This is a genomic window from Burkholderia puraquae, assembly GCF_002099195.1.
Classification (GTDB): domain Bacteria; phylum Pseudomonadota; class Gammaproteobacteria; order Burkholderiales; family Burkholderiaceae; genus Burkholderia; species Burkholderia puraquae.
Map to the genome: position 1 here is coordinate 462,712 of NZ_NBYX01000002.1, position 17,961 is coordinate 480,672.

Here is a 17,961-nt window from a genome sequence, read left to right on the forward strand (position 1 = left end):
GAACTCCACTTTATGCAGGTACCGTCGGCAATTGAATCGGACAAGTCCTAAACGTATTGACTTAAGCGTCGTAACCGTACGGAAGGAGCGCGCCCGTCGTCGGAAAGACCGTTGGACGCGGGCGTGTAGGCCAGGTCTGATTCATGGGTATCGCGGGGGCGATGTAAGACCTGTCTGATGGAGATAGGCGTTGTCTGCGTCTTTAATGCGAGACATCAGGGGCCGGGACGTTCGGCCTCAACGCGATAGAGAGGACGGGCGATGATCGATGCCGTGACGACGAACCTGCACGCGATGCCGATGGGCGCATCCGCATGAACACGGACGAGCTCGCCGTGCGAACGATCGAAAAGTTCATGCGGATTAGGACCAGGCCGATTGTGCGGATGCCTATCGTTCTTCGACAATGCGCAGGTCGGGCGGCCGCATGGTATTTGCCCGATACCTCGTATCCGAAGCATGTCTTCGTTCAATGCGCTGCCCGGTTTCGGGCAGCGTCTTTTTCTCGGCCGCATGCGCGCGCCGATCGAACCGATTGCGCGATGCGTGTCGCGCGGACACACGTGAATGCCTTGCGGCGGCCGGTGGGCTCGGCCGTTCATCGACCCTTCAGGTCGCAGGTTGGGAGAACGCTGCCTCATGCGAGCGCAGGGCATTCACGACTGTCTGCGGGCGTTCGGTTCCCGTTCCCGACATGCCGCCGCGCATTCGCTTGCGTGCGGCCATCCCGGCACCGACCCGCTCGGTTGCCGGCAGCGGCCACGCCGCTTTCCCTGTCGCCGCCGGTGCGCGGCTTTTCCACTCCACAATGAAGGACACTTCATGAAGAAGCATCACCTTTCCATCGTATCGACCCTGATCGCACTCGCGTGTGCCGGCGGCATGCCTGCTGCGCGCGCCGCCGGCCCGAAACCCGATGCGGCATTGCCGCCGGGCGTCGAGGCGGTCGTGAACAACGTGCCGATTCCGCGTATCGACGTCGACGAAGCCATCAAGACATCCGGTCAGCCTGACACGCCGGCGCTGCGCGCGCAGGTCAAGCAGAACCTGATCATCCAGCAGCTGATCGAGCAGGCTGCCGAAAAGGCGGACTACGGCGTCCGTCCGGAAGTGAACAAGGTCGTGATGCGTGCCCGCACGATCGCATCGACGGATCTCTACCTGCACGAAATGGCCCGCCCGCAGCCGGTGACCGATGCGCAGGTCAAGGCGCGCTACGACCAGATCGTCGGTACGGCCGCGCCGTTCCAGTACCGCGCGGAAGTGATCGCCGTACGCAGCCCGGCAGAGGCGAACGAGATCGTCGCGGAACTGAAGAAGGGCACCGCGTTCGACGTGCTCGCGAAGAAGTTCAACACGACGCCGAACGGCGGTATTGCCGAATGGGCCGACCTGCATACGCCGGTGGCAGAAGGGAACACGGCTGGCGTGCCGGTTCCGGTCGCGCAGGCGATCACGACGCTTCAGCCGGGCGCTATCTCGGCACCGATCCGGGTCGGCGATGCCTTCGCGTTCGTGAAGCTCGACGAGAAGCGGAAGACCGTCGTGCCGACGTTCGACGCATCGAAGAACGTGCTGCGCCAGCAGCTCGAAGCGCAGGCGGATCAGCGGGCGATGGCCGCGCTGGTCGAGAAGCTTGCTGCGCAGGCGACGATTCAGCAGTAAGTCGGTGGTGTGTGAAGGGCTGCTCGGGCTGTCTGGCGCTTTTGCGACGGATAGGCGGGCAGCCCGTTTTTCGTTTGTATCGGAATCGTTTCAGCGGGCGGCCGAACCGTGTGCGTCAGGGGCGAACGTCGTGCGATTGCCGACGCGCGATGACGCATCGAAGAATCAGCCTGGTCTGATTGGTTGTAACGATCGTTCACGCTAAATTGGACAGGTGTGGTATCGGAGGGGCTTCGGCGGCGACCGTTGGGCCCGGTCGCAGTCATGCTATTCATTAATGGCGCTACTCCTAACGCTGCCTTATGCGAGCGCCGAGGATATTCCGGTGCCACACACTTCCTTTCCAGGACGGGATCCTGGTCACGCTGCGACAGTGATACCAGCCGAACGCGAGCGTCTTGCAGGCTGCACCACGATTTCCACATACTGGCCCAGCGACACCAGCGCTTGCGTCCGCCCGCTCGGCATGCTTTATCGCGCGGAGCGTTCAAGCAGTACGGCATGGTGTCATGCCATTGGCGTGCGGCGCGTGCTTCCGGCGAGCATCGGTGCCCGCCCGCTCCAAATATTGAAGGTGCGTGGTGCCGAAACTGCTGCGGCGGCGGCCGGGTCTGCCCCGGCCGCCGCACCTCTGCGTTTCTGTCTACTTAGCCAGCCGTCAGACCGAAACCGTGATACCCGCCGGCCCCGATCCCCCCGCTGGCCGCACCACGATTTCAACATGCTGGCCGAGCGATACGAGCGTCACCATCAGCAGTTCCAGCGAAACGTTCCGAAGCCTGTCGCGCTGCTCGGGTGTGACCACCGGCCGGGTCATCTCGGCCAGCGCAGCAGCCTCGTCGTCGCTCAGGCCGCGCGACGCGATCAGCGCATTGAGCTTCAGCACGAGCGCGGATTTGGCCGCCAGTTCCCCGACATCGTAGAAGTCGAAATCGGCCGGCACGTCGTCGATGTGTTGATTCGGGGCGTCGTGGTTCATTGTGCTTCTCCTGCCATCACCGATTCCAGTTGCCGTCCCGTTGCGGGATCGTCATCGGGGCGTTCGTGCCTTACGCGATGATCGCTGCCCGCATCATCGATCGGGGTAATCACCAGCCGCTGGTGCGATACCTCGATCTGCAAGCGCTGCTCGGGATCGAAACCCGCTGCCTCGATCCACCGGCCGGACAATTTCGCCCACAGATACATGACAGGCGGCGCCATGTCGGTCAGCCTGAGGTGCGGAACGAGACGGCCAGATTGAAAGGACGATTGCAGGGGGAAAAAGCAATCGTGGAAATACGTCGGTGCGTTATGATTCGCGCCAGCCATGGTCAACTCCTTAGTTGAGTTGGTTGTGGTCAGCGGCCCGCAGGTGTTGTTCTCACCTGCGGGCCGCGCTCGTTTGCGCAGCGGATGGCGATCGCCATTCCGTTACACGATTTGCATGTCGGAATGACCGAACCTTCCTCGCGAAAACGTGCAACCAATCTACCGAGAATGACGGCCGATCTGATATCGGTCTTGTACGGTTTTATCGACATTGGCCATTCGGCCCATGTCTTGCATCCTTGATGCTCAACGATTCCAGGGCAGTCGAGCCGGCGGGCTGCTTCGTCACTTCATCGCAGATATGTCAGAAAACGTGTCGGCCGGCTGTTGCGACTCGCCAGTCGCGCGTCGAATGAGGATCTCTTTCGCGTCGTGCCGATACCGCTCGAACTCACGCGCGAACGCCGCGGCGTCTCCTGCCAGCGCGAGCGCTTCCATCGATGCGCAAAGCCCGGAAATCTCATGCTCGCCAATCATCGCGAACGCACCGCGCATGCTGTGGATCTCCGTGCGGGCAGCCTTCAAGTCACCATCCTGGAGCGCCCGTGCGATTGCGCCATTCGACCGGTACGCGGTGTCGGAAAGCACCTTGTGCAGATCATGAGGCAGCGGCCCATGCCGGCGCGATGGCGGTGGAGAATGCGGCGCCTGCGACGGACCCGTGTGCTTCACGATCGCCAGTTCAAGCGACTTCAGCGACGTCGGCTTCGCGACGATTTCGTCGATCCCCGCTTCCCGCGCGAGACGCAGTTCATCCGGCTCGGCATGCGCGGTCACCGCGAGAATCGGCCGCGCGCGGCCCCGTTCGCGCAGCACGCGCGCGAACGCATAACCATCGAGCCCCGGCATGTTGAGATCGGTCATCACGAGCGCGTAGTCGTGCCGATCGACCAGGTCGAGTGCTTCCGAAACGCTCGACGCGACATCGGCCGGATAGCCTAGAACGTCGAGCTGGTCGTGGATCAGCGAACGGTTCACCGGGTTGTCGTCGACGAACAGCACGCGGGCGTTCTGCGCGTCGGCCCCCGCGCCGTCCCGCGCGGCACCCGGGCGATGATCGAGCGGCAGCGGCAGCGTGACGACGAACGTCGAGCCGACGCCCGGCACGCTGTCGACAGCAATGTTGCCGCCCATCGATTCGACGAGCTTGTGGCTCAGCGCCAGCCCGATGCCGGTGCCGCCGAAACGTCGGGCGATCGACTTGTCGGCCTGCGCGAACGGCTCGAAGATGTGCGCGAGCTGATCGGCCGTCATCCCGATCCCGGAATCGCTGACGCGGATCGTCACGGGCGTTGCATCGACTGCCGACGCCGACACGGACAGCGCCACCGTGCCGCGATCGGTGAACTTGATCGCATTGCTGACCAGGTTCACGACGATCTGCCGCACGCGCATCGGATCGCCGACATACGCATGCGCGACGGCCGTATCGATCTCCACGCGCAGCGCGACGCCCTTCGCGGCGGCCATCGGCTCGAACAGGTCGGCGAGGTCGCGCATCAGTTCGTCGATGCGGAAGCTGGTGGCTTCGAGCGTCATCCGGTCGGCCTCGATCTTCGTCATGTCGAGCACGTTGTTCAGCATGTCGAGCAGCATCCGCGCGGCCGACGTGACCGCGTGCAGGCGCCGCTTCTGCCGGCTCGGGTCGGGCGCCTTGTCGAGCAATTCGAGGTTGCCGAGCATCGCGTTCAGCGGCGTGCGAATCTCGTGCGTGATCGTGGCGAGGAAGGTCGACTTCGCACGGTTCGCGCTGCCGAGCGCGCGCTCGGCGTCGGCGCGCGTCGTGATGTCGGAGAAGCTGCACAGCAGCGTGTCGCGCCCCTTGTAGCGCGCGCGGACGAAGTTGACGAGCAGGTCGCGCATGCGGCCGTCTTTCAGCGCGACCGGCAGTTCGACGTCGAGCTGCACGGGGTCGCCGTCCTGGCGCTCCCGGTAGCGTGCGAGCAGGCGTTCATGCAGCGGCGGCGTGCCGGCCTCTTTCTCGTACAGCTCCATCATCCGGTTGCGCAGCAGCACCTGGCGCGAGCCGAGTGAAATCAGGCCGATGCCGAACGGCGCGGTCGCGATGATCGCGCGGCTCATCTGCTCGCTTTCGAACACGCGGCGCGAGCGGCGGAACACCGGCGCGAACAGCTTCAGGTCGAACATGATCACGAGCGCCCACAGCACGGCGAGCATCAGCGCGGTCGTGCCGAACTCACGCAGCATCGCCGGCCAGATCGCGTGCGCGATCATCCGCCACGAGTATGCATAGACGATCGCGAAGCCCGTATCCGAGATCCGGTCGCTGACCGTGAAGATGCCGTCCCGGTAGTTCGCGGTGAGCCGGTCGAAGCCGTGCCGCCAGTCGCCGCTGGCGAGCGCGTGACGCATCAGCGCGGCGCCGTCGGTCGACGCGTTGGTGCGATCCGCGCTCAGCAGGATGCGGCCGCTTTCGTCGACGAGCATCGCGACCGTGTCGTCCGGCGCGTGATCCATCCGGTCGGCGATCACATCCACGTCGAGGTCGCTGACGAAGGTCATGATGTGATCGGCGCCGCCGAACACCGGCTCGACGAGCCGGAACACCGTCTTGCCCGTGAGCGGATCGACCGCGGGCGGCTGCCATGCAATGTGGCGCGTGCTGCGCCAGTGGCGTGCGACCGCCGGATTGCGCCAGTCGGCGACGTCGAAAGCGAGACGATCGATCAGCCCGTGCGTGTCGTGCACGCCCATGCGCGCGAGCAGGTCGGGGTAGGGCGTGTTCGGCGGCGGCGTGATGGCGATCACGCGATGGTCGGGGCTGTATGCATAGCCGGTGACCGGGCGTCCGGTCTGGCGCTCGGCGGCCGCGATCGAGATCGTCTGGCGTTCCATCAGTTGCACGTAGCGATCGAATTCGCCGTTGGCGGTGGCATCGGGCGTAGCCGCGACGAACACTTCGGTGGCGCCGCGCATCGGCGACAGCAAGACATGTCCATCGCGCCGAAGCGTGTCGGACGATGCGCGCGCGTGCGGCGGATGGCCGTTCCACAGCAATTCCGCATTGATCACCGCGCGCCGCATCGACGCCTGCTTCGCGTCGATTTCGAGCTGGACGAGCGCCTTGTGCGTCGTGAGCAGCTCGCGCCGTTTCGAGATGTAGTCGCGCACCGAGCCGGTGAGCAGGATGCTCGCCGCAAACAGCATCACGAGCGACAGCAGCACGGCGCCGCCATACAGCGTGAAGCGCTGGTAGCGGTGCAGCAGGCCCAGGTCGCGCGGCTCGCCGCCGATCGAAGCGAACGGCGCGCTGGCATCCGCCTGGGACGCGAAGAGATGTCGGATGGGCATGGAGCGAATACCGTGAATCGATGCGCAAATCAGGAGCCGCGAACGGTTCGCGCGGCGCAGGCCGCGCGCAAGCCGGGACGTGGGGCGATATCCGTAAGCCGTGTGGTGAGGCAGGCGATTGCACTGCCGGCTCGGGGGACGAGCGAATTATCGGGATAGTGGGGTCGCCCGTATGTAGGGCAACCCGAAACAGTCGAGGGCAATGACTAAGACCAGTCCTATTTGTTCGAGCACTTGCGCGATGCGTATATAAATCCCGCCGCGCGCGCATGTCAAATCAAATCGAAAATCGATCAAGAGAACGTAGCATTCGCGGCGGTTTGGCACAGGCGATTGTCAAGCAACGTCAGGATAGGACGGGTCCTACAAAATAAGTCATCACACGTCCGGCCGTCTGATTAACCAAATGACAGGCGATCAATACATTGGCATCTGTGGACGAGGTACGTCCTTTCTTCTCCTTCTACAGAGGCTATCAACGTGAACAAGACTTATCGAACCGTCTGGAACGCGACGACGGGCACATGGGCGGCAGCGCCCGAGACGGCGCGGATGCGCACGAAATCGAAAGCGAACTCGACGATGAAGTCGTCGGTGACGGCAGCGGTCGCGGTGATGGCCGGGGTCGGCGGCGGGACGATGTCGGTCGATGCGATGGCGCAGGCTGCGAACGGCGGCGGGTCGTTGACGCTTTGTGCACCTGGAACCGGCGCGACCGGAACGACGTTCGGCGGCGGCAATATCGCCGGCACTCGGACTACCGCGGCATGCGGCGGCGCGATCCAGAACTTCAGGCTCAGCGAAGGCCACGAGAGGTCGTTCCAGCTGTACAACAACAGTAACGTCAATGGCGGGGGTGTTGGTCAGGCAAGCGCCGCGACCGAGGCGGGCATCAGCGGCACCGTCGATGGGCATCTTTTCCTGCTCGGCGGATCCGGCGTGCACCTCAGGGGCCCGGTGGATTTCGACAGCAACGCCAGCATGACGAACCACCGCATCACGAACCTGGCGAACGGTACGGCCGGGACGGATGCCGTTAACCTGAATCAGTTGAATGCGGCGGTTGCGACGGCGGGCAACCCGTACGTGGCTGTCAGTACGGGTAATTACGCGGCGGCGACGGCCGCCGTGGCGACTGCGGGCAACAGCGCGACCGCGGTGGGCGGGAATGCACGCGCGACCGGTGTTTCGGCGGTGGCAGTCGGTGGCAATACGGTAGCGAGCAACCAGAACGCGACCGCCATCGGCACGCTGTCGCGAGCGACCGGATCGGAAAGTGTCGCGGTCGGCACGAGTGCAAATGCGGCGGGGGTCAATGCGTCCGCGTTGGGGCAAGCGGCGGCTGCGAGCGCCAGCCGGGCCACTGCAGCTGGCTCGGGTTCGGCTGCCACCGGCGACGGCGCAACTGCGCTCGGGTATACGGCTAGCGCTGTCGGCGCCAATGCCATCGCGGTCGGCCGTGGTGCGAGCACCAGTGGTACTTACGGCACGGCGATCGGTTATCAGGCGCAAGGCGCCACGAACGCGGTCGGGATGGGTGTGCTCGCGAATGCAAGCGGCGGGTCGAGCACCGCACTGGGGGAGCGCGCGAGCTCGGCCGGAGCGAGTGCGGTTGCCATCGGTAGCCTGGCTCAGGCGAACAATGCAAATGCTGTGGCGCTGGGCGCGGGTTCGGCAACGGATCGGGACAACTCGGTTTCCGTGGGTTCGTCCGCGCGACAGCGGCAGCTCACGAACCTGGCCGCGGGTACGCAGAACACCGATGCCGTGAACGTCGGGCAGATGAACACTGCTCTCACGACGAAAGTCGACAATACCTATTTCAAAGTCAACAGCACGGCCGCGGGCTCTGTTGTCACTTCGGCGAATTCGATTGCGATCGGCCCTGGCGCGTCCGCGACTCCCGCCGGGGCAGTCGGATCCAACTCGATCGCAATCGGTAATGGCGCGGCAGCTGGCGGCACCGACTCGATCATGATCGGGACGAATGCCACGCACTCGGGGTCGGGCGCGACCGTGGTGGGCGCAAATGCCAATGCCATGGGTGGCGGCTTTGCCGTTGCGCTGGGGTTGAATAGCTCGGCTGCCGCACTCGGTTCGATGGCGTTGGGAGCGAATACGACCGCGGGCGGCCGGTATTCGGTTGCATTGGGCAGAGATAGCGTTGCTGACGCGGCAAATACTGTCTCCGTCGGTTCTTCGACGTTGCAGCGGCGCATCACGAACATGGCTGCTGGTACGGGTGCGACCGACGCGGTCAACGTGAGCCAACTGACGGGCGTGACGAATGCCCTCGGCGGCAACGCACGCGTGGGTGCGGACGGCAGCATCGTGCAGCCGACATACAACGTGGCAGGCACCGATTACCACAACGTGGGCGATGCGCTCGACGCACTTGCTGCGAATGGCGGCGCCGATCCGAATGCGGTGAAGTACGACGACGCAACGAAGGGCACCGTGACGCTGGGCGGCGCGGGCGCAACGACGCCTGTCGCGCTGAAGAACGTCGCGGATGCCAAGGACGATCACGATGCGCTGAACCTCGGGCAGCTCAAGAACGCCGGTCTGGTCGGCGACGACGGGTCGGGCAACCTGACGTCGCTCGCCGTGACGTATGACGACGCGACGAAGAATGCCGTCACGCTGGGTAACTCCGGTGCGCCGGTGGCGATCCACAACGTGGCCGACGGCGTGCTGTCGGCGAGCAGCACGGATGCCGTGAACGGCTCGCAGTTGTTCGCGACGAACCAGAGCATCGGCGATCTGAAGGACTCGCTGCGCGATGGCGGCGTGATCGATCCGGTGACGGGCGAATCGCTGGCTGTCGTGTATGACGGTGCCGCGAAGGACAAGGTCACGCTGGCGGGCGCGGACGGCACGACACTGTCGAACGTGAAGGCCGGTGTCGACGACACGGACGCGGTGAACGTGAGCCAGCTGAAGGACTCGGGCCTGATCGGCGACGACGGCAAGTCGATTGCCGCGGTGACGTACGACCGTAATGCGGACGGCACGCCGAACTACGGCGCGGTGACGCTGGGTAACGGCGCAGGTCCGACCCAACTGAAGAATGTTGCGGACGCGACGGACGATCACGATGCATTGAACCTCGGCCAGCTGAAGAACGCGGGCCTGGTGGGCGACGACGGCGCTGGCAATCTGACGTCGGCAGCGGTCACGTACGACCGGAACGCGGATGGCACGATCAACCGCGACAAGGTCACGCTGGCAGGCACGGATGGCACGACGCTCGCGAACGTGAAGGCCGGTGTGGCCGACATGGACGCGGTCAACGTCGGCCAGATGAACGATGCGCTTGCGACGAAGGCGGACGACACGCTGATCAAGGTCCGGAGCAACGACGGCACGCCGCCGCCTGCGACGGCAGCCTCCGAACGCGCGATTGCGATCGGTGGCGGTGCATACGCGGATAGCCGCATCGCCGCCGGCGGTGGGTTGAGCGACGGCGCGGTGGCAATCGGCGAGGGCGCAACGGCTACCGGCGGTTTTGCCACGGCCGTGGGCGCGGGCGCCTATGCCGGCTATCTGGGCTCGGCATTCGGCGACGCGGCCAGCGCGTCGGGGACGTCGTCTTCCGCATTCGGTGAGGCGGCGAACGCAACGGGCGACGCGGCGACCGCCATCGGTGCGCGGGCCTCCGCCGGCGGTGCGAGCGCGATCGCGCTTGGCGCCGCGGCAAACGCGCAAGGCAAGGACAGCTCGGCGCTTGGAGCGGGCGCACGTGCGCAAGGCGAATCGACGGTTGCGCTCGGCGCGGATTCGGTTGCGGATCGCGACAACACCGTGTCGGTCGGCTCGGCTACGCAACAACGCCAGATCGTCAACGTTGCGGCCGGCACGCAGGATACCGACGCGGTCAACGTCGGTCAGCTGAAGGATTCGGGCCTGATCGGCGACGACGGCAAGGCGATTGCGGCGGTCACGTATGACCGCAACGCGGACGGCACGCCGAACTACGGCGCGGTGACGCTGGGCAACGGCGCAGGCCCCACGCAGCTGAAGAACGTCGCGGATGCGACGGACGACCACGATGCGCTGAACCTCGGCCAGTTGAAGAACGCCGGCCTGGTGGGCGAAGGCGATGACGGCAAGCTGACGTCGCTCGCCGTGACGTATGACGATGCGACGAAGCAGGCCGTCACGCTGGGTAACGCCGGTACGCCGGTGGCGCTCCACAACGTGGCCGCGGGCGCACTGTCGGAAACGAGCACGGACGCGGTGAACGGTTCGCAGCTGTTCGCGACGAATACGCGTGTCGGTAACCTCGAAGACTCGCTGAAAGATGGCGGCGTGATCGATCCGGTCACGGGTGAATCGCTGGCCGTGGTGTACGACGGCACCGTAAAGGACAAGGTCACGCTGGCAGGCGCTGACGGCACGACGCTGTCGAACGTGAAGGCCGGCGTTGCCGACATGGACGCCGTGAACGTATCGCAGCTGAAGGATTCGGGCCTGATCGGCGACGATGGCAAGGCGATTGCCGCGGTCACGTACGACCGCAACGCGGACGGCACGCCGAACTACGGCACGGTGACGCTGGGCAACGGCGCAGGCCCGACGCAAATCAAGAACGTCGCGGCGGGTGTCGACGGCACGGACGCGGTCAACGTCAATCAGATGAACACGGGCCTGTCGGATCTCGAAGAGCGGGTAAAGACCGCCGATCTGCGCTTCGTCAAGGTCAACGCCGACCCGGTGACGGGCACGCCCGCGCTCGCAACGGGCGCGCTGGCGGTCGCCATCGGTTCCGGTGCGCAGGCCGCGGGTGCGAACGCGCTGGCGCTGGGCAGCGGCGCACGCGTGTCCGGCGCCGGCTCGGTCGCGATCGGCTACAACTCGGTCGCGAACCAGAACAACGTCGTGTCGGTCGGCAGCGTCGGCAACGAGCGCCGGATCGTCAACGTCGCGGACGGCGATGTCGGGTTCGAAAGCACGGACGCGGTCAACGGCGGACAGCTGTACGCAGCGCTTAACGACCTGTCGACGTCGGTGAACTCGAAGACGCAGCAGGCGATCGACAGCTTCTCGTCGGCCATCGACGAGAAGACCAAGAGCGCGCTCAACGAGATGAATTCGCGCGCGTCGCTGATGGACGTCACCGATCCGCTGGTCGCGATCGAAGGCGTGCGCGGCGACAACCTGGCTTCGCTGAACGGCGCGGATCCGAGCACGGCGACGGCGGCGGCGATCGGTTCGTCGACGGTCGCGAGCGGCGCGAATGCAGTGGCGGTCGGTCTGCAGAGCGGTGCGCTTGCCGACAACTCGGTGGCGATCGGCAGCTTTGCGCAGACGGGCGCCGGCCAGCCGTACTCGGTCGCGATGGGTTCGAACGTGCAGACGAACGGCACGCAGGCCGTGGCGATGGGCGCGAACGCGCAGGCCAACGCGGACTACGCGACGGCGATCGGCAACAACGACGTCCAGGCGATCGGCACGGGCTCGGTTGCGGTCGGTAGCGGTGCAAACGTGCGCGCGGGTGCGACGAACTCGATCGCAATGGGCACCGGCGCGAACGTCGCACGTAACGTCGAGGGCGCGATGGCGCTCGGCTCCGGCGCGACGGCCACGACGAACGGCGGCATCGCGCTCGGCGACAACTCGCTCGCGAACCGTGCGAACGCGCTGTCGATCGGCCGTGCTGGCGCGGAACGCCAGATCGTCAACGTGGCAGCCGGCACGCAAACGACGGACGCGGTCAACGTGGGCCAGCTGACGGGCGTGACGAACGCGCTCGGCGGCGGTGCGGGCGTGGGCGCGGACGGCAGCGTCACGCAGCCGACGTACAGCGTGGGCGGAAAGGACTACAACAACGTGGGCGACGCGCTCGACGCGATCGCCGCGAGCGGTGGCGATCCGGACGCGGTGAAGTACGACGACGGCACGCATCAGGCGATCACGCTGGGCAATGCCGGTACGCCGGTGGCGATCCACAACGTGGCGGCGGGCGAACTGTCGGCGACGAGCACGGATGCGGTGAACGGCTCGCAGTTGTTCGCGACGAACCAGAGCATCGGCGATCTGAAGGACTCGCTGCGCGATGGCGGCGTGATCGATCCGGTGACGGGCGAATCGCTGGCCGTGGTGTACGACGGTGCCGCGAAGGACACCGTGACGCTGGCCGGCGCGGACGGCACGACGCTCGCGAACGTGAAGGCGGGTGTGGCGGACATGGACGCGGTGAACGTRTCGCAGCTGAAGGGCTCGGGCCTGATCGGCGACGACGGCAAGGCGATTGCTGCGGTGACGTACGACCGTAACGCAGACGGCACGCCGAACTACGGCGCGGTGACGCTGGGTCATGGCGAAGGCCCGACGCAGCTGAAGAACGTCGCGGACGCGACGGACGACGGTGATGCACTGAACCTCGGCCAGCTGAAGAACGCGGGCCTGGTGGGCGACGACGGCGCGGGCAACCTGACGTCGGCAGCGGTGACGTACGACCGGAACGCGGACGGCACGATCAACCGCGACCAGATCACCCTGGCGGGCACCGACGGCACGACGATCACGAACGTGAAGGCGGGCGAACTGTCGGCTACCAGCACGGACGCAGTGAACGGTTCGCAGCTGTTCGCGACGAACACGCGCGTCGGCGATCTGGAGGGTTCGCTGAAGGATGGCGGCGTGATCGATCCGGTGACGGGCGAATCGCTGGCCGTGGTGTACGACGGTGCCGCGAAGGACACCGTGACGCTGAAGGGCGCTGACGGCACGACGCTCGCGAACGTGAAGGCCGGTGTGGCCGACATGGACGCGGTGAACGTATCGCAGCTGAAGGGCTCGGGCCTGATCGGCGACGACGGCAAGTCGCTTGCCGCGGTGACGTACGACCGTCTCGCGGACGGTACGCCGAACTACGGTGCGGTGACGCTCGGCAACGGCGCAGGCCCGACGCAACTGAAGAACGTCGCAGCGGCGACGGACAACACGGACGCGGTCAACTTCGGCCAGATGAAGCAGTACGTTGCCGACAACCCGGGCGAAGGCGGTCCGGGCAACCCGCTGGCAGTCGCCTATGACGACGCAACCAAGGGGCAGGTGACGCTGGCTGGCGGCGCGGATGGTACGAAGCTGACGAACGTGGCGGCGGGCGACGTGAGCGCCACCAGCACGGATGCGATCAACGGTGCGCAATTGCACGGCACGGCTCAAAGCGTGGCCGATGCACTGGGCGGCGGCTCGACCGTGGGCGCGGACGGCACGGTGACGAACCCGACGTACTCGCTGGCGGATCCGGCGGACGGCTCGACGAAGACCGAGTACCACAACGTGGGTGACGCGCTTGCGAACCTGGACGGCCGTACGTCGACGAACACGGAGAACATCACCGTGATCAACAAGCAGCTGGCCGATTCGGGTCTGGTCGACCCGGTGACCGGCCAGTCGATCGCGGCAGTGACGTACGACCGCAATGCGGACGGCACGCCGAACCTCGGTTCAGTGACGCTGGGCGGCGCGGACGCAACGACGCCGGTGGCGCTGAAGAACGTCGCGGACGGCACGGATCGTCACGACGCGATCAACCTGGGTCAGTTGCAGGACGCAGGGCTGGTTGCGCCGGTCGATCCGACGAACCCGGGTGCGGGGCTGAAGTCGCTGGCGGTGACGTATGACGGCGTCGATCAGGACAAGGTCACGCTGAAGGGCGCGGACGGCACGATGCTCGCGAACGTGAAGGCCGGTGTGGCCGACATGGATGCGGTGAACGTGTCGCAGCTGAAGGGCTCGGGCCTGATCGGCGACGACGGCAAGGCGATTGCCGCCGTGACGTACGACCGTAACGCAGACGGCACGCCGAACTACGGCGCGGTGACGCTGGGTCATGGCGAAGGCCCGACGCAGTTGAAGAACGTCGCAGACGCGACGGATGACGGCGATGCGCTGAACCTCGGCCAGTTGAAGAACGCGGGTCTGGTGGGCGACGACGGCGCGGGCAACCTGACGTCGGCAGCGGTGACGTACGACCGGAACGCGGACGGCACGATCAACCACGACCAGATCACGCTGAAGGGCGCTGACGGCACGACCTTGTCGAACGTGAAGGCCGGTGTGGCCGACATGGATGCGGTGAACGTGTCGCAGCTGAAGGGCTCGGGCCTGATCGGCGACGACGGCAAGGCGATCGCTGCAGTGACGTACGACCGTAACGCAGACGGCACGCCGAACTACGGCGCGGTGACGCTGGGTCATGGCGAAGGCCCGACGCAGTTGAAGAACGTCGCAGACGCGACGGATGACGGCGATGCACTGAACCTCGGCCAGCTGAAGGAAGCGGGCCTGGTTGGCGACGACGGTTCGGGCAACCTGACCTCGCTCGCCGTGACGTACGACGACGCAGCGAAGAACGCCATCACGCTGGGCGGCACGGGCGCAACGACGCCGGTGGCAATCCACAACGTGGCGGACGGCGTGCTGTCGGCGACGAGCCACGACGCGGTGAACGGTTCGCAGCTGTTCGCGACGAACACGCGTGTGGGCGATCTGGAGAACTCGCTGAAGGATGGCGGTGTGATCGACCCGATCACGGGCCGCTCGCTGGCGGTGACGTACGACGGCACGGCGAAGGACAAGGTCACGCTGCAAGGCGCGGATGGTACGACGCTCGCGAACGTGAAGGCCGGCGTGGCCGACATGGACGCGGTGAACGTGAGCCAGCTGAAGGACTCGGGCCTGATCGGCGACGACGGCAAGGCGATTGCCGCCGTGACGTACGACGATGCGACGAAGAGCACGGTGACGCTCGGCGGCGCGGGTTCGACGACGCCTGTCACGTTGAAGAACGTCGCGGACGGTGTCGATCGTCACGACGCGATCAACCTGGGCCAGCTGCAGGACGCAGGGCTGGTTGCGCCGGTCGATCCGACGAATCCGGGTGCGGGCTTGACCACGACGGCAGTGACGTACGACAAGAACGCGGACGATTCGGTCAACTTCGGCCAGATCACGCTGAAGGGTGGCGCGGACGGTACGAAGCTGACGAACGTGGCGGCGGGCGACGTGAGCGCGACGAGCAAGGACGCGATCAACGGCGCGCAGCTGCACGGCACGGCACAGAGCGTGGCCGATGCGCTGGGCGGCGGCTCGACGGTGGGCGCGGACGGCACGGTGACGAACCCGTCGTACTCGCTGGCCGACCCGACGGACGGCTCGACGAAGACCGAGTACCACAACGTGGGTGACGCACTCGCGAACCTGGACGGCCGTACGTCGACGAACACGGAGAACATCACCGTGATCAACAAGCAGCTCGGCGATTCGGGTCTGGTCGATCCGGTGACGGGGCAAGCGCTTGCCGCGGTGACATACGACCGTAACGCGGACGGCACGCCGAACCGCGGCTCGGTGACACTCGGCGGCGCGGACGCAACGACGCCGGTGGCGTTGAAGAACGTCGCCGACGGCGTGGACGCGAACGACGCAGTGAACCTGGGCCAGCTGCAAAGCGCAGGCATCGTTGCGCCGGTCGATCCGGAGAACCCGGGCAAGGGTCTGAAGTCGCTGGCGGTCGTCTACGACGGCGTCGATCAGGACACGGTCACGCTGAAGGGCGCGGACGGCACGACGCTCACGAACGTGAAGGCGGGTGCGGTAACGGCCACCAGCACGGACGCGATCAACGGTTCGCAACTGCACGGTACGGCGCAAAGCGTGGCCGATTCGCTGGGCGGCGGCTCGACCGTGGGCGCGGACGGCAAGGTGACGAACCCGACGTATTCGCTGGCCGACCCGACGGACGGCTCGACGAAGACCGAGTACCACAACGTGGGCGATGCGCTCGCGAACCTCGACGGCCGTACGTCGACGAACACGGAGAACATCACCGTGATCAACAAGCAGCTGTCCGACTCGGGTCTGGTCGATCCGGCGACGGGTCAGGCGCTTGCGGCGGTGACGTACGACCGTAATGCGGACGGCACGCCGAACCGCGGCTCGGTGACGTTGGGCGGTGCGGACGCAACGACGCCGGTGGCGCTGAAGAACGTCGCGGCCGGTGTGGATCGTCACGACGCGATCAACCTGGGCCAGCTGCAGGACGCGGGCCTGGTTGCGCCGGTCGATCCGACGAACCCGGGTGCGGGCCTGACGTCGCTGGCGGTGGCGTACGACAACGTGGCGAAGGACAAGGTCACGCTGGCGGGCGCAGACGGCACGACGATCACGAACGTGAAGGCCGGCGCGGTGAGCGCGACCAGCACGGACGCGATCAACGGCTCGCAGCTGTACGGGGCGTCGAAGAGCGTGGCGAATGCCTTGGGCGGCGGCGCGACGGTCGACGCGAACGGCAACGTGACGAATCCGACGTACACGGTCAACAACGAGAAGTTCGACAACGTCGGCGATGCGCTCGAGAACATCTCGAGCAGCCTCGTCCACGGTTCGATCGGCCTCGTGCAGCAGGACGAGGACACGCGCGACATCACGGTCGCGAAGAACACGGACGGCAAGACCGTGAACTTCGCCGGCACGGAAGGCGAGCGCGTGCTGACCGGGGTGGGCGCGGGTGCGGTGAACGCGACAAGCAAGGACGCGATCAACGGTTCGCAGCTGTATGGCACGGCACAGAGCGTGGCCGACACCATCGGCGGCGGCACGACGGTCGATGCGGACGGCAAGCTCGCGGATACGGCGATCGAAGTGAACGGCAGCAAGTACAAGACCGTGGCGGAAGCAGTCCAGGCCGCGGCGGCGTACGGCGCGACCGATTCGCTGGCGGTGCGTTACGACCTGAACCGTGACGGCACGCCGAACTACGGTTCGGTGACCCTCGGCGGGACGGGCGCGGCACCGGTACGACTCGGCAACGTCGCGGACGGCACGACCCAGTACGACGCCGTCAACTTCGGCCAGTTGAGCGAACTGAGCGACAAGATCGGCGGTATCGACGATCGCGTCGGCCGGCTCGAGGAGAACCCCGGCGGTGGCGGCGGTACGCCTCCGGGCGGCGGTTCGGGCGGCAGCGACTACTTCGCGGGTACCGACATCGGCACGGGCACGACCCCAGCCAACGCCGGCACCGGCGTGGGCAACACGGCGGCCGGTTCGGGCGCGGTGGTCGGCGACGGCGTGAACAACGGCACGGCCATCGGTTCGAGTTCGAACGTGTCGGGAAGCAACGGTGTTGCGATCGGCTCGAGCGCGAAGAGCTCGGCGGAAGGCGCGACGGCGATCGGCAGCAATGCCAACGCATCGGGCAGCAAGTCGGCCGCGATCGGTGAAGGCGCGAACGCGTCCGGTTCGAACTCGGTCGCGCTGGGCGCAGGTTCGGTGGCGACGAGCGATAACACCGTGTCGGTTGGTTCGGCGACGCAGCAGCGCACGATCTCGAACCTGGCGGACGGCGTGAACGCGACGGACGCGGCGACGAAGGGTCAGCTCGACCGGGCCATGGGCGGCATGCAGGGCCAGATGAACGAGCTGTCGCGCAACGCGTACTCGGGTATCGCCGCGGCCACCGCGCTGACGATGATTCCGGGCGTCGATCCGGGCAAGACGCTGTCGTTCGGTATCGGCGGCGCGACGTTCCAGGGCTATCAGGCCGTGGCGTTCGGCGGCGAGGCGCGCATCACGCAGAACCTGAAGATGAAGGCCGGCGTGGGCCTGTCGAGCGGCGGCAACACCGTCGGCGTGGGCGCTTCGTATCAGTGGTAATGC

General features: G+C 66.2%; 6 protein-coding genes. 2 read left to right on the top strand and 4 right to left on the bottom strand.

Features of this window, described 5'->3' with window-relative positions; translation table 11 throughout:
* Positions 1 to 609: 609 nt before the first annotated feature.
* Complete coding sequence (locus tag B7G54_RS38535) at positions 610 to 834, bottom strand: hypothetical protein (protein ID WP_133059145.1); 225 nt, start codon at positions 832 to 834, stop codon at positions 610 to 612.
* On the opposite strand from B7G54_RS38535, the gene B7G54_RS06515 reads away from it, so the two are divergent.
* On the top strand, positions 823 to 1,665 hold the full coding sequence (locus B7G54_RS06515; RefSeq protein ID WP_085038330.1) for a peptidylprolyl isomerase: 843 nt from the start codon (positions 823 to 825) through the stop codon (positions 1,663 to 1,665). The genes B7G54_RS38535 and B7G54_RS06515 overlap by 12 nt on opposite strands.
* Positions 1,666 to 2,323: 658 nt before the next feature.
* On the opposite strand, the gene B7G54_RS06520 is transcribed toward B7G54_RS06515, so the two are convergent.
* The 3 genes from B7G54_RS06520 to B7G54_RS06530 form a co-directional block, all read right to left on the bottom strand.
* Positions 2,324 to 2,644 carry a helix-turn-helix domain-containing protein gene (locus B7G54_RS06520; protein WP_085038331.1) on the bottom strand — a complete coding sequence of 107 codons (321 nt, stop codon included), beginning with the start codon at positions 2,642 to 2,644 and terminating at the stop codon, positions 2,324 to 2,326.
* On the bottom strand, positions 2,641 to 2,976 hold the full coding sequence (locus tag B7G54_RS06525) for a SymE family type I addiction module toxin (protein WP_085038332.1): 336 nt from the start codon (positions 2,974 to 2,976) through the stop codon (positions 2,641 to 2,643). The genes B7G54_RS06520 and B7G54_RS06525 overlap by 4 nt, the downstream gene beginning before the upstream one ends.
* A 285-nt stretch (positions 2,977 to 3,261) precedes the next feature.
* Positions 3,262 to 6,288, bottom strand: coding sequence for an ATP-binding protein (locus B7G54_RS06530; RefSeq protein WP_085038333.1), 3,027 nt, complete (start codon positions 6,286 to 6,288; stop codon positions 3,262 to 3,264).
* Between the two features lie 480 nt (positions 6,289 to 6,768).
* On the opposite strand from B7G54_RS06530, the gene B7G54_RS39575 reads away from it, so the two are divergent.
* The gene (locus B7G54_RS39575; protein WP_279628048.1) at positions 6,769 to 17,958 is read left to right on the top strand and encodes a YadA-like family protein; all 11,190 of its coding nucleotides are present in this window, start codon (positions 6,769 to 6,771) and stop codon (positions 17,956 to 17,958) included.
* The last annotated feature ends 3 nt before the right edge of the window (positions 17,959 to 17,961 follow it).

What these genes read in the sequence shown, in the direction of transcription:
- B7G54_RS06525 (WP_085038332.1), bottom strand. Translation starts at nt 2,976, where the DNA reads ATGGCTGGCGCGAATCATAACGCACCGACGTATTTCCACGATTGCTTT.
- B7G54_RS06530 (WP_085038333.1), bottom strand. Translation starts at nt 6,288, where the DNA reads ATGCCCATCCGACATCTCTTCGCGTCCCAGGCGGATGCCAGCGCGCCG.
- B7G54_RS06515 (WP_085038330.1), top strand. Translation starts at nt 823, where the DNA reads ATGAAGAAGCATCACCTTTCCATCGTATCGACCCTGATCGCACTCGCG.
- B7G54_RS38535 (WP_133059145.1), bottom strand. Translation starts at nt 834, where the DNA reads ATGCTTCTTCATGAAGTGTCCTTCATTGTGGAGTGGAAAAGCCGCGCA.
- B7G54_RS06520 (WP_085038331.1), bottom strand. Translation starts at nt 2,644, where the DNA reads ATGAACCACGACGCCCCGAATCAACACATCGACGACGTGCCGGCCGAT.